We start from the raw sequence: 13552 nt of genomic DNA, 5'->3' as shown, positions 1-13552 counted from the left end.
ATGCGCATTGACGTGATCGACACGGAGGCCGGTTTCGACGGGCTCCGCGAACAGTGGGAGCGGGTCTATGGAAACGATCCCTACGCCCAGCACTTCCTCTCCTGGATCTGGCTGAAGCCCTATCTCGCGCGGCGAAACCGCTGGTTCGTGCTGGCGCTGCGCGAAAAGCCGGAAGGCTCCCCTTACGTCGCCTTCTTCCCGTTACGGGTGGTCACACAGCACGACGAGAAGACCGGCCAGTTCATCGACGAGATCATCATGGCCGGCAACTGCTCGGCCGATTATACCGGCTTCCTCGCTGAGCCTGCCTATGAGCAGAACGCCATCGAAGGCTTCTCTCAATATCTCAAGCAGCAGAACTGGACGCATCTGAAGGTCGAGTTCTTCTACGGGCCGCAGGAGCGCCGCGACGCCTTCCTGCGGGCGCTGGAAGGGCCTGACGTGATGTTTCGCGACAGCTCGCCGAAGAATGCCGAGAATATCGACAATTGCATCTGCCCGGTCGTCCATCTGCCCGACAGTTTCGACGCCTATCTCGACACCAGCATGAGCAGCCAGACGCGGCAGAAGCTGCGCCGCTTCATGCGCAAGGTCGAGGCTGACGAGAACTACCGGATCACCATGGCGACGCCGGAGACGATCGAGCGCGATCTCGACATTCTCTTCAGGTTCTGGCGGATCAAGTGGCTGGCGAAGAAGGGCGAGGAACGGACCGACCGGCTGATCGCCGGGACGCGGACCCTGCTGATGGACAGCTTTGCGACCGGCAATCTCGATGTCCCGGTTCTCTGGCATGGCGACCGGCCGCTCGGCGTGCTGGCCAACATGATCGACAGGCAGAAGAAGTCGGTCCTATTCTATATCACGGGCCGAGACGAGGAGTGGAAGACGCCCTCTCCCGGTCTCATCCTGCACGCCCACTGCATCCGCAAGGCGATCGCCGAGGGTTTCAAGACCTACGACTTCCTGCGTGGAACCGAGCCCTACAAGTATATGTTCGGGCCACAGGAGCGGCAGCTCTCCTGCACCATATTCCGCAGCCGCACCGGCCGCAATCTCGGCGAGGTCATCAACGGGCGCAGCGTCGATTTCATCTATGAGCGGGCGCTCGACATGTACCGGCGCGGCGACAAGGCCTATGCGGAGGCCGCCTTCAAGCAGCTGCTCGCCACAGTGCCCGGCCATATCGGCGCCGAGTTCGGCCTCGCGAGCCTGACCTTCGACCGCGGCATGCTGCCGGAGGCCGAAGCGGCCTTTGCGGGGCTGATCGGCCGCGTCAAGGACCCCGCCCCCGTCTATCTGAAGCTCGGCGAGACACAGCTGGCGCTCGGCACCTATGATCAGGCCGCCAAGACCTTCGGCAAGATCATCCAGATCGCGCCCTATGATGCACAGGCCTATTACAAGCAGGGCGTGGCGCTGGCCGGCGCCGGGCGGAAGGACGAGGCCGCCCGCTCCTTCTCGATGATCGAGCAATTCAACTACGACGACCCGAAGCAGCAAGCCTATGCAGAGAAGGCGCGCGATGCCCTGCGCCGGATCGTCACCGAGCAGGTGCCGGAGCCGAAGGTACGGGCGAAGAAAGCCAAGCAGGCAAAGCGGGTGCTGCCGCTACCGTCACGGCCGAAATTCGAGCGGGAGCCGGCCTTCTCCTGATCGTGGTGCGAAGCCCTGCCTTTTTGAACGCGGGAGTTTCCTGCGCTGACGAGGCGTGATAATCAGCCGCCCATGACCAAGACCTCTTCCCACTCCCCCATCCATGTCATCGGCGGCGGCCTCGCAGGCTCCGAAGCTGCCTGGCAGATCGCCAATGCCGGCGTTCCCGTTGTCCTGCACGAGATGCGCGGCGTTCGCGGCACCGATGCGCACAAGACGGATAGCCTTGCCGAGCTCGTCTGCTCCAACTCCTTCCGCTCCGACGATGCGACCAGCAATGCCGTTGGCGTCATCCATGCGGAAATGCGCATGGCCGGTTCGCTGATCATGGCCTGCGCCGACAAGCATCAGGTTCCCGCAGGCGGCGCGCTTGCCGTCGACCGCGACGGTTTCGCGGAAGCCGTGACCAAGGCGATCGAGGAGCATCCGCTCGTCACCGTCGTGCGCGAAGAAGTCGCCGGCCTGCCGCCGAAGGAATGGGATCAGGCGATCATCGCCACCGGCCCGCTGACGGCGCCGTCGCTTGCCGAAGCCATCCAGGCCGAGACCGGCGCCGATGCGCTCGCCTTCTTCGATGCCATCGCGCCGATCGTCTATCGCGAGAGCATCGACATGGATATCTGCTGGTATCAGTCGCGCTACGACAAGGTCGGCCCCGGCGGCACCGGCAAGGACTACATCAACTGCCCGATGACCGAAGAGCAGTACAATGCCTTCGTCGACGCGCTGATCGCCGGCGACACCGTCGGCTTCAAGGAATGGGAAGGCACGCCCTATTTCGACGGCTGCCTGCCGATCGAGATCATGGCCGAGCGCGGTCGCGAAACGCTGCGTCATGGGCCGATGAAGCCGATGGGCCTCACCAACGCCCATAACCCGACCGTAAAGGCCTATGCCGTCGTGCAGCTGCGCCAGGACAATGCGCTCGGCACGCTCTACAACATGGTCGGCTTCCAGACGAAGCTGAAATACGGCGCGCAGGCGGATATATTCCGGATGATCCCCGGTCTCGAAAATGCGGAATTCGCCCGCCTCGGCGGCCTGCACCGCAACACCTATATCAATTCGCCGACGCTGCTCGACCACTCGCTGACGCTGAAGTCGCGCCCCGGTCTGCGTTTTGCCGGTCAGATCACCGGCTGCGAAGGCTATGTCGAAAGCGCCAGCGTCGGTCTTCTGGCCGGACGCTTCGCGGCTGCGGAGCGCAAGGGCGAAGCGGTATCGCTGCCGCCCGTCACCACGGCGCTCGGCTCGCTGCTCGGCCATATCACCGGTGGCCATCTGGTGACCGACGAGGAACCGGGCAAGCGCTCCTTCCAGCCGATGAACATCAATTTCGGACTGTTCCCGGAGCTGCAGCCGGGTTCGATCGTCAAGCCGGAGGGCGTCAAGCGCTTCCGCGGCAAGGACAAGACGATCATGAAGCGTCAACTGATCGCCAAGCGGGCGCTTGCAGATTGCGCCGCGTGGCTCGGCCAGAACGTACCGCTCGCCGAAAGCGCCTAATCAGAGATCAATGATTGTTGGCTGCCGGCTTTTCGGCCGGCGGCAGCACCAGATCGGCATCGGCGACATAATTGCCGAGTAGCCAGAGCGAGACTTCGGACGCCTCCTTGGCAGAGACGAATTCGAAGGTGCCGTTCTGATGCGGATGGTCGAGGAAGTCGATCACCAGTCCCTTGCCCGTTTCCGAGCTTGCGACCCGCACCCTGCCCGGCTGAAGCACGTGGCAGGAGAAGTGGCGGTGCATGCTGCGCATGAAACCGGCCTTGTTGTCATGCAGACGCACGAAGACCACCTGGCCATCGGCCGTTGCCTGCAGCTGGCGGATCGCCTCGTGCGGGAAGGCGCGATTGAACTCCATGATCGCCAGACCCATGTCGCGCAAACCCTCTTCATCGCGGTTTTGCGATGCCATCCGCGTCGCCACGAAGGCGAGCAGGAATAGGGCTGCGAAAATGACGATCCAGACGATAATGCTCAACGCCGTTCTCCAAAAGGACTTGCGGTTTCCGCCTTATAATGCCTGAGCCTTGCGCGAGTTTGAACTCGGCTCAGATTTTCTTGCGCATCATCGCCATGGTCATGGCGAATTGACGGCGCCACTGGGCGGATTGAAGCGGCTGGTCGAAGAGCCCTGCCCCTGCCTTCTGCGCCTTCTTCAGCACCGGCTCGGCGATCGTCGCCGGCAGGAAGGCCGGTAAGACGCTTGCCGGAAGCGTTGCCGCCCGTGCCTTAGCCAGATGATCGCGGCCAAGACCGGCGAAGGCCTCGATGGCCGCAGAAATCCTTGCCTTGTCCTCGCCCGCCAGGAAGCTGTCGCGGTCGAGGCCGGTCGCGCTCAGGATTTCAAGCGGGATATAGACCTGCCCGCGGTGGCGGTGCAGCGGCATCAACAGCAGCATGCCGGCGATCGCCTGCGCGACACCTGCATGGCCCGCCGCATCGGCGGACTTCGCGGCATCCTCGGGCGACAGAACGAGGCTTGCGAGCTGGATCAGCGCCGAGGCGGTTTCGCCTGCATAGCCTTCCAGCGCACTGCGGCTCTCCATCGGATCGTCATAGAGATCGAAGATGCGCGCCTCGATCATGTTGATCAGCGTCTGGCGCGGCAGTCGGTGCGCCTCGATGGCGGTCAGCAGTTCGGCGGCAACGGGATTGGCTTCGGTCGAGCCATGGGCGCTGCCTTCCAGGAGGTCGCGCCAATATTGCATGCGCACCTCGCCCGGCAGCGGCTCATGGACGAGATCGCGGACCTTGGCGAGTTCGGCATTGAAGGCATAGAGGGCAACGAGTGCGGCGCGCTTGTCGTCCGGCGACAGCAGGCTCGCGAGATAGCGGTCGCGATCATTGTCGCGCAGCATCGCCAGGCAGATCTCCTGGTTTCCAGGCTTCGTCTCGGACATGGTCAGACCGCGATCAATGCCGCTGCGACCGCGCGGGATTCGGCAAGCATGATGTTGTAGGTGCGAACAGCAGCGCCGGTGCTCATCGGATCCGACGAGATGCCCCGCGCCTTCAGTGCCTGCTTCAGTTCCGGCGGCAGGCGGCGTAGCTCGGTGCCGGTACCGACCAGCAACACCTCGATATCTCCGGCTTCATCGAGAACCTTCGTGAAATTCTCGACCGACAGCGGCTTGGTCATATCCATATCCCAACCGTGGATGCCCGAGGGCAGGCACAGGATGGAGCCGCGATGCGACATGTCGGCGAAGCGGAAGCCGCCATTGCCATAGGTGTCGATGGGCGCGCGGCCCGGGAAATGGGCCTCGCGGATTTCGATGCCTCTTGCCATGATTTTAGACTGTGGCCTTTCCAGGTGTGCCGCCGGCCGTCTCGTTCTCATCCTCGTCGTCGTAGGATTTCGGGCGAAGCCTGAAGAGAATCAGGACCGGCGCAGCAATATAGATGGAGGAGAAGGTGCCGACGGCAACGCCAAAGAGCATCACCAGCGCGAAGGGCCGGATCACCTCGCCGCCGAACAGCGTCAGCGCCAGCAGCGCGAGCAGCGTCGTTGCGGCCGTCAGGATGGTGCGCGACAGCGTCTGGTTGATCGAGGCGTCGATCAGGATCGGCAACGGCATGCGCGTATAGCGTTTCAGGTTTTCGCGCATGCGGTCGTATACGACGACGGTATCATTCAGCGAATAGCCGACAATGACGAGCAGCGCCGCGATGCTGGTCAGATTGAACTCGATGCCGGTCACCACGAAGAAGCCCAGCGTCAGGATGACGTCGTGCAGCGTGGCAATGATCGCGCCGATTGCGAACTGCCACTCGAAGCGGATCCAGATATAGATCAGGATTGCCAGCAGCGACGCGAGAACGCCGAGCGTCGCGGTGCGGGCAAGCTCGCCCGACACGGCCGGGCCAACCACTTCCAAACGGCGGAAATCATACTCGTCCTGCAATTCGCTGCGCACCAGCGAGATCGCCGACTGTTCGGCATTGTCACCGCCGCCCTGCGACTGCAGGCGGATCATGGCACTGGCCGGATCGCGCAGCCGCTTGACCTCGACATCGCCGAGATTGAGCTCGCTGAGACGAGAGCGGATATCGTCAGCATCGGCAGTACCGTCCTTCGAGCGGGCCTCGATCAGCGAGCCGCCGGTGAAGTCGACGCCGAGATGCATGCCTGCGGTCGCGACACCCAGCATGCAGACGAGCGAGAGGGCTGCGAGTGCCGTGAAAGTGTAGCGGCGGATGCCGATGAACCGGACTGCGGTGCCGTCGAAGACGTCGGTATGGACGCTCTTCGGCAGATGCCTCAAGCGGCGGCGGCGCACCCATGCCTCGACCAGTGGACGGGTGAAAAGGAATGCGGTGAAAGCCGTGGTGATGATCCCGGCCGCCAGCGTCACGGCAAAGCCGCGGATCGCGTCGCTGCCGAGATAGAAGAGGATGGCGGCGGCCACCAGCATGGTGATGCTGGCATCGACCACGGTCATGAAGGCGCGCGAATAGCCGGCGGAAATGGCCTGATCCAGATGCAGGCCGGCCTTCAGCTCCTCGCGGATACGCTCATAGATCAGCACGCAGGCATCGACGGCGATGCCGATCATCAGCACCATGCCGGCAAGGCCGGGCAGCGTCAGCGGCGCCCCGAAGACGGTGAGCACGGCGACGACCATCAAAAGGTTGACCAGCAGGGCAACGCTCGCGATGACGCCGAGCATGCCGTAGAGGCCGATCATCAGCCCGGCCACCAGCACGGCGCCGATGATGCCGGCAATCAGGCCGGCATGGATCGCATCACCGCTGAGGCCCGGATCGATCGTCCGCTCCTCGACGATGGTGAGCGCCGCAGGCAGAGGGCCGGAGCGCAGCATGGCGGCGAGGTCTTCGCTTTCGTCGGGCGAATAGTTCAGCGGAATGCGGCTGCTGTCACCGACCGGCAGCTTGCTGAGCTCGGGTGCGGTCAGCACCTGATCGTCGAGCAGGATCGCCAGCGTGCGCCCGGCATTCCTCTCGACCAGATCGGTAAAGCGACGGGAGCCGTCGAGATTGAAATTGAAGGTCAGGACGGACGTATCCTGCGTCGGGCCTGGTTCGATGGCGAAATCGCCGAGATCGGAGGCATGCAGCACTTCGGCGCGCTCGACGAGATAGGCGATCGGCGGATCATCCTGCGAATAGACGATCTCGGATCCGGGCGGCACGGTGCCGGCCATCGCATCCTGTGCGCTGACGCTCGAATCGACGAGGCGGAAGGTCAGCTTGCCCGGCTGGCTCAGTAGGTCCTTGAAACGCTGCGGATCGCCGAGGCCCGGGATCTGGACGACCAGCCGGTCGCGGCCCGCGGGCGTGATGATGGGATCGATGCCGCCGGCTTCGATGGCGCGGTGGGCAACGATCGCGACCGAGCGCTCCAGCGCCGAGGCGAGCGTACGATCGATCGCCTTGTCGCTGATCTGCAGGTTGATCTGGCCGTCATTCGCCTTGGTGATCGCGATATCGGCATCGGGAACGCCGCCGGCCGGTACGGCGAGCGGTGCGAGCAGAGACAGCGCGCGATCGATCTGGGCGGCGTCGGTAATGCGGACCTGGACGGTCTGGGCGTTTCCGGCAAGTCCGGTATAGCGGATATTGGCATCGCGCAGGCGCATGCGGACGCTGGCAACGGTGCTCTCAAGCCGGCTCTGGACGATATCGGCGCGGTCGATCTTGACGACGAGATAGGCGCCGCCCCTGAGATCGAGGCCTGGCGTCAGTGCCTTGTGCGGCAGCCATTGCGGCAGGGAAGCAAGTGTATTGGGGGAGAAAAGATTTGGCGCGGCGGCCAGTGCCGCCGCGACGATGGCAAACCAGATCAGAAGAGTTTTCCAAAGGGAAAATTGACGCATTCTGCCTTTCCGATCTGGCTGCCGAAAGCAATGTTATGCAGCGTCGGCCTTGACCGGCTCGCCCTTGACGCGAACATCGGCGATACCGCTGCGGACGACGCGAACGCGTACGCCCTCAGCAATTTCCACTTCAACTTCCTTGTCGTCAACGACCTTCGTGACCTTGCCGACGAGACCACCGGCGGTAACGACCTGGTCACCGCGGCGGATTGCGGAAAGCGTGTCGGCGCGCTTCTTGGCCTGGGCGCGCTGCGGACGGATCAGCAGGAAATACCAGACGACCATCAGCGGCACGAACAGGATGATCATTTCGAAGCCGGAGCCGAATGGCGACGCGGCAGTATCCGTTGCGGCCTGGGCAAATGCCGGGGTGATGAACATTGATAAACTCCTCAGCTGCGGGCGGCGAAATTCCGCCTCTCTTTTCAGTGGCCGGACTATAGTTGCGGTAAGAACGAATGCAACAAAAACAGCCGTGAGGCGTACCGAATCCGCTGCCTGATAACCTTTCGGCTGTGGAAAGGCCATGCTACCCCGCCACGAAGGACGACAGGCGGTCTCCGGCCGCACGAAATTCAGGAGGACATCGCATGACTGACGAGATCAACAGCGTCATTCTGCAGGAGCTCAAGAAGCTGACGGCGGCGGTCGAACGGCTGGCCGGTCCGCCACCGGCGGTCAATGACTGGACGGCGGCAGACTGTTTCGTCTGGTCGCCCGCCCGCCAGCATCTGCAACCCGTCGCGCGGCCGAACCGCGTGGCGCTGAAGCTGATCCGTGGCGTCGATCATGTCCGCGACATCCTGCACGAGAACACCGTGCGCTTCGCCGACGGTTTCCCCGCCAATAACGTGCTTCTCTGGGGCGCGCGGGGCATGGGCAAGTCGTCGCTCGTCAAGGCGGTCCATGAAGATGTCCGCCGTGAAAGCGGTGTGTCGCTGAAGCTCGTCGAGGTTCACCGCGAAGATATTGCCAGCCTGCCCGCCCTGCTCGACCTGATGAAGGATGTGCCGCACCGGATCATCGTGTTCTGCGACGACCTCTCCTTCGATCATGACGACACCGCCTACAAGTCGCTGAAGGCAGCGCTCGATGGCGGCGTCGAGGGGCGCCCGGACAACGTGCTGTTCTACGCAACGTCGAACCGCCGTCATCTGCTGCCGCGCCACATGATGGAGAACGAGCAGTCTACGGCGATCAACCCGTCAGAGGCGGTCGAGGAGAAGGTGTCGCTTTCGGATCGCTTCGGCCTATGGCTCGGCTTCCACAAGTGCAGCCAGGAAGATTACCTGACGATGATCGACGGCTATGCCGATCACTTCAAGCTGCCGCTCGGGCGCGAGAAGCTGCATGCCGAGGCGCTGGAATGGGCAACGACCCGCGGTGCCCGCTCCGGCCGCGTTGCCTGGCAATATATCCAGGACCTCGCCGGACGCATGCGCATCGCCCTCGCCCGCGACTGAGACAAGACAAATCGTGAGAACGCAAAAAGCCCGGCTCGATGCCGGGCTTTCGCATTTCCCCGTACGCGCTAACTATTCGAGGAACGTGATCGGATTGACCGGCGAAGCATCCTTGCGGACTTCGAAGTGGACCTGCGGCTGCTTGACGTTGCCGCTCATGCCGGAGACCGCGACGGTCTGGCCGCGCTGGATCTTCTGACCGCGGGTGACGCTCAGCGTATCGGCATTGCCGTAGACGGTGACGGTGCCGTCGTCGTGGCGGACGAGAACCGTGTTGCCGAGTTCCTTCAGGCCGTTGCCGGCATAGATGACGACGCCGTTTTCGGCGGCCTTGATCGGCGTGCCCTGCGGAACCGAGATGTCGATACCGTCGTTGCGGCTGCCGTTGACGTTGGCGCCGTAGGCGGCGATGACCGCACCGCGAACCGGCCAGCGATACTTGCCGATACCCGTTGCTTCAGGAGCAGCGGAGGCGACATCGGACTTCTTCTCGACTTCGTCGACGGTCTGCGTCGCAGCCGGTGCCTTGTAGGCGGCAGGCTGGTTCGATGCGGTTTCGGTTGCCGCCGGAGCAGCAGCCTTCGGCTCGGCGGCCTTGGCCGGGATCGAAGCCGTCTTCATCTGGTCGGTACCGGCAGAGCCGCCCGGAATGGTCAGCGTCTGACCGATGCGGATCGAGCTTGCCTGCAGGTTGTTTGCAGACTTGATGGCGTCGACGCTGGCGCCGGTCGACTTGGCGATCTTGGCAAGCGAGTCACCCTGCTTGACCGTGTAGCTGCCGCTGCCGGCCGGAGCCTTGCCACCAGCTGCCGCGACCTTGCCCAGAGCACCGTCGGCGGTGACCTGCGACTTGTCGCGGACCGTGTTGGCGCCCGGCAGAACGGCAACGTTCTGTTCCGGCGCCTTGTAGGGCTCGGGAGCCTTGCCCTGCTTGGAAAGGTCTGCCGTCTGCGCCGCTGACTTCGCGGCATTGCTGCCGCCGTTGAAGGTCGGGATCAGGATCGTCTGACCGGGCTGGATGGCCGAGGCAGACTTCATGTTGTTGACGCGGAGGATTTCCTTCTCCGGAACGCCGTAGCGGCGGGCGAGAACGGCGAGGCTTTCGCCCGGACGAACCGTGACCGACGGAGCGTTGGAGGAAGACCAGCCGCTTGCCTTCGGCGTGGAGCCGGTCGTCAGATTGTCCGGAGCCGCGAGCTTCGGTGCAGCCTGCATCTTGCGCGGAGCGGAAGCCGAGGGCGATGCCGGGAACGGCTGAGCAAGCGCTTCCTGACGTTCGCGGGAAGCGGACGGTGCAGCGCCCGTCGGAGCCGAGAGCTCGGAGCGCTGAACGGTGACGGGAGCCGACGCCATGCGGGCATTGGAGCGGATCGCACCGGTCGAAGCCGGGTAAGGCTGATTGTAGGATTGGTTGTTATAGGCCTGATTGTTATTGCCGTAGGAAGGCTGCATTGCGCCGCCACCCTGCATGTCAGCCTGCGGAACCGGATCGCCCTGCGGGCCGCTCATGCTGCGGCGCGGGACCGAACCCGTCGTCATCTGATCCTGACCGGAACTAAAAAGACCGCCGCTGAAGCGCGACACATCGGAACTGCAGCCTGTCGCCGCACTCGCCAGCAAGGCGACGGCCAGAAGATTGAAGGCCGACTTTCCGAACTTTGGCGAAACACAAAAACTCATGACACGACCCACTCACAACGCAACCATTTGTGGGAGTATTAAAGCGCGTTAGTATTACCACGCGGTTAAAGCGCTGGAATTGGAGCGTTTTTTTAGAGGAATTGATAACCATAGTTTTGCGGGTGAGAAATCGCAGCCCGCAGGGACCGGCGCGTGGCGCCTGAGATCAGAGCTGCGAAGCGAGCCGCGGAACGATCGGCAGGTAGGGAACGGTGAAGAGCTCTTCGCGCTCGAAGCGGCTGCCGGTCTTCGTCAGACGCACCATCCGGCACTCGTCATCCGAGATCATCAGCGGCGCGATCATGGAGCCGCCGGAGACCAGCTGGTCGGTGTAGAATCGCGGCATCGAGGCGAAAGCGGCGGTGACGAGAATACGGTCGAAGGTGCCCTCGCCCTGCAGGCCGTTGCTGCCATCGGCTTGGCGGACGATAATGTTGCGCAGGCTGAGCTGGTCCATGCGCTTCTGCGCGTTGACGACCAGCGTCTTGTAGCGATCGATCGTCAGAACGCGCTCGGCCATGCGGCCCATGACGGCGGCCATGAAGCCGCTGCCCGTACCAACTTCGAGCACGCGCTGGCCCGGCTTGACCTTCAGATGATGCAGGATGCGGACGGCTGTATCGACACCTTCAACGAACGAACCGCATTCGATCGGGATCGTCCGCGTCGAATAGGCATCCTCGGCAAATTGCGGCGGTACGAAGAGCGAGCGCGGCGTCTGCTCGACTGCGGTCAGCAGATCGATGTCGGAAATGCCTTCGGCGCGCAGCCGCAATACGAGGGCCGCAAAACCTTCCTTTTCGACCAGCCGTGCTGACAATGCCTGATTACTCCGTACCTGAAAGCGCCCGCTCCACGCGGTCCTTCACGGAATAATCGGTCAAATCCAGTTTCAAAGGTGTTACCGAAATCTTATTATGCTTCAAAGCGTGGATATCGGTGCCTGCGGCAAAGGCGCCGGCGCGCTCGCCGAACTTCAGCCAGTAATAGGGAAAGCCGCGGCCATCAGAGCGGGCATCGACCTGCAGGTTAAAGGCGAGCTTGCCCTGCGCCGTGACCTCGACGCCATCGACTTCATCCGGACGGCAGTTCGGGAAGTTGAGGTTGAGGAACGTGCCTTCGGGCAAATCGACCTTCATCAGTTTTTCGAGAAGTGCCGGCGCATGCGCCTCGCAGACTTCCCAGGGCACGATCCGCGCGCCATCGGCATAGACATAGGCCTGGCTCAGCGCGAAGGAGCGCACGCCCTGCATCGTGCCTTCGATGGCGCCGGCGATCGTGCCCGAATAGGTCACATCGTCGGCGACATTCGAGCCGGAATTGACGCCTGACAGGATCAGGTCCGGCTTGATGTCCATGACCTGCTTGACGCCCATGATGACGCAATCGGTCGGGGTGCCGCGCAGGGCGAAATGCTTGTCGGAGACCTTGCGCAGCCTGAGCGGCTCGGAGAGGCTCAGCGAATGCGCCAGGCCGCTCTGGTCCGTTTCGGGTGCAACGATCCAGACGTCTTCGGACAGAGTGCGCGCAATCCGCTCAAGTGCTGCGAGGCCTTCGGCATGAATGCCATCGTCATTAGTGAGCAGAATGCGCATCTCTTCAAGCCGCCCGTTCGATCTTCTTCAAACCGCCCATATAGGGCAGCAGCACGTCCGGAATAGTCACCGAGCCGTCTTCGTTCAGGTAGTTCTCCAGAACAGCGATCAGGCAGCGGCCGACGGCGGTGCCCGAGCCGTTCAGCGTATGAACGAACTTCGTGCCCTTCTCGCCCTTGGCGCGGTAGCGTGCATCCATGCGGCGGCCCTGGAAATCGCCGCAGACCGAGCAGGACGAGATTTCGCGGAACGTGTTCTGGCCGGGAAGCCAGACTTCCAGGTCGTAGGTCTTGCGGGCGCCGAAGCCCATGTCGCCGGTGCAGAGCGTCATGGTGCGGAAATGCAGGCCGAGGCGCTTCAGAACTTCTTCGGCGCAGGCCGTCATGCGCTCATGCTCGGCGACCGCGCTTTCGGCGTCGGTGATCGAGACGAGCTCGCACTTCCAGAACTGGTGCTGGCGCAGCATGCCGCGGGTATCGCGGCCGGCAGAACCGGCTTCCGAGCGGAAGGACGGGGTCAGCGCGGTGAAGCGCAGCGGCAGCTTTTCCTGCTCGAGGATTTCGGCCGAAACCAGATTGGTCAGCGTCACTTCGGCCGTCGGGATCAGCCAGCGGCCATCCGTCGTCTTGAAGAGGTCGTCGGCGAATTTCGGCAGCTGGCCGGTGCCGAACATCGCCTCGTCGCGCACCATCAGCGGCGACGAGACTTCGGTATAGCCGTGCTCGCCAGTGTGCAGGTCGATCATGAACTGGCCAAGGGCACGTTCGAGACGGGCGAGCGGACCGGTCAGCACGGTAAAGCGCGAACCCGACAGCTTGGTGGCACGGTCGAAATCCATGTAGCCGAGGGATTCGCCGATTTCGAAATGTTCTTTCGGCGCGTGGTTCCAGCGCGGCTTTTCGCCGATCGTGCGGGTGACGACATTGCCGCTCTCGTCGGCGCCGACGGGAACGTCGTCGAACGGGATGTTCGGGATGCGCGACAGGGCGTCGTTGAGCTGCGCGTTCAGCAGGCGCTCTTCCTCTTCGGCGGCGGGCAGCGTCACCTTGATGTCGGCGACTTCGGCCTTCAGCTTTTCGGCGAGCTCGCTGTTCTTCTGCGCCATCGCCGCACCGATCTCCTTGGAGGCGGCGTTACGGCGCGACAGCAGGTCCTGCGCCTTCTGCACGGCGGAGCGGCGCTTCTCATCGAGGGCTACGAGGGACTGGGCCAAAGCCTCCGCACCACGCTTTGCGAGCGCGGCGTCGAGCGCCTCGGGGTTCTCACGGATCCATTTGATATCGAGCATTGTCGTTCCGGGTCGTTGCAAAACAGG

At 63.2% G+C, this 13552-nt stretch carries 12 protein-coding genes; 3 read left to right on the top strand and 9 right to left on the bottom strand.

From position 1 onward, the window contains the following. Positions 1 to 1656: a GNAT family N-acetyltransferase gene (locus tag ACEN84_RS17700; protein WP_413709410.1), complete on the top strand. Its 1656-nt coding sequence runs from the start codon at positions 1 to 3 to the stop codon at positions 1654 to 1656. A gap of 72 nt (positions 1657 to 1728) precedes the next feature. Next, on the top strand, positions 1729 to 3162 hold the full coding sequence (gene trmFO / locus ACEN84_RS17695) for a methylenetetrahydrofolate--tRNA-(uracil(54)-C(5))-methyltransferase (FADH(2)-oxidizing) TrmFO (RefSeq protein WP_413709409.1): 1434 nt from the start codon (positions 1729 to 1731) through the stop codon (positions 3160 to 3162). A 7-nt stretch (positions 3163 to 3169) separates the two neighbouring features. Here the strand turns inward: trmFO and ACEN84_RS17690 are convergent, their stop codons facing one another. The 5 genes from ACEN84_RS17690 to yajC form a co-directional block, all read right to left on the bottom strand. Further along, a complete protein-coding gene (locus tag ACEN84_RS17690; RefSeq protein ID WP_130278436.1) occupies positions 3170 to 3640 on the bottom strand; it encodes a hypothetical protein in 471 nt (156 codons plus the stop codon). Between the two features lie 70 nt (positions 3641 to 3710). Continuing rightward, a complete protein-coding gene (locus tag ACEN84_RS17685; RefSeq protein ID WP_413709408.1) occupies positions 3711 to 4562 on the bottom strand; it encodes a phytoene/squalene synthase family protein in 852 nt (283 codons plus the stop codon). A 2-nt stretch (positions 4563 to 4564) separates the two neighbouring features. Further along, positions 4565 to 4951: an Mth938-like domain-containing protein gene (locus ACEN84_RS17680; RefSeq protein ID WP_413709407.1), complete on the bottom strand. Its 387-nt coding sequence runs from the start codon at positions 4949 to 4951 to the stop codon at positions 4565 to 4567. A gap of 4 nt (positions 4952 to 4955) precedes the next feature. Further along, positions 4956 to 7499 carry a protein translocase subunit SecD gene (gene secD / locus ACEN84_RS17675; protein WP_413709406.1) on the bottom strand — a complete coding sequence of 848 codons (2544 nt, stop codon included), beginning with the start codon at positions 7497 to 7499 and terminating at the stop codon, positions 4956 to 4958. Positions 7500 to 7532: 33 nt separating this feature from the next. Beyond that, positions 7533 to 7880, bottom strand: coding sequence for a preprotein translocase subunit YajC (gene yajC / locus ACEN84_RS17670; protein WP_130278439.1), 348 nt, complete (start codon positions 7878 to 7880; stop codon positions 7533 to 7535). A gap of 209 nt (positions 7881 to 8089) precedes the next feature. Between yajC and ACEN84_RS17665 the strand changes: the two genes are divergently transcribed. Further along, on the top strand, positions 8090 to 8962 hold the full coding sequence (locus ACEN84_RS17665; RefSeq protein ID WP_413709405.1) for an ATP-binding protein: 873 nt from the start codon (positions 8090 to 8092) through the stop codon (positions 8960 to 8962). Between the two features lie 72 nt (positions 8963 to 9034). Here the strand turns inward: ACEN84_RS17665 and ACEN84_RS17660 are convergent, their stop codons facing one another. The 4 genes from ACEN84_RS17660 to serS all read right to left on the bottom strand — a co-directional run bounded on the left by ACEN84_RS17660 (position 9035) and on the right by serS (position 13525). Next, the gene (locus ACEN84_RS17660) at positions 9035 to 10642 is read right to left on the bottom strand and encodes a LysM peptidoglycan-binding domain-containing protein (protein WP_413709404.1); all 1608 of its coding nucleotides are present in this window, start codon (positions 10640 to 10642) and stop codon (positions 9035 to 9037) included. A gap of 166 nt (positions 10643 to 10808) precedes the next feature. Beyond that, positions 10809 to 11462, bottom strand: coding sequence for a protein-L-isoaspartate(D-aspartate) O-methyltransferase (locus ACEN84_RS17655; RefSeq protein ID WP_112711581.1), 654 nt, complete (start codon positions 11460 to 11462; stop codon positions 10809 to 10811). Between the two features lie 7 nt (positions 11463 to 11469). Further along, positions 11470 to 12237, bottom strand: a complete 768-nt coding sequence (surE, locus tag ACEN84_RS17650) for a 5'/3'-nucleotidase SurE (protein WP_413709403.1) — start codon at positions 12235 to 12237, stop codon at positions 11470 to 11472. 4 nt (positions 12238 to 12241) lie between these two features. Continuing rightward, a complete protein-coding gene (gene serS / locus ACEN84_RS17645) occupies positions 12242 to 13525 on the bottom strand; it encodes a serine--tRNA ligase (protein WP_413709402.1) in 1284 nt (427 codons plus the stop codon). Positions 13526 to 13552 lie beyond the last annotated feature (27 nt).

The sequence above is a fragment of the Rhizobium sp. Rhizsp82 genome (assembly GCF_047325115.1).
Classification (GTDB): Bacteria; Pseudomonadota; Alphaproteobacteria; order Rhizobiales; family Rhizobiaceae; genus Rhizobium.
Note: the sequence above shows the minus strand (reverse complement) of the source record. Positions and strands in the feature narration are given on the sequence as shown.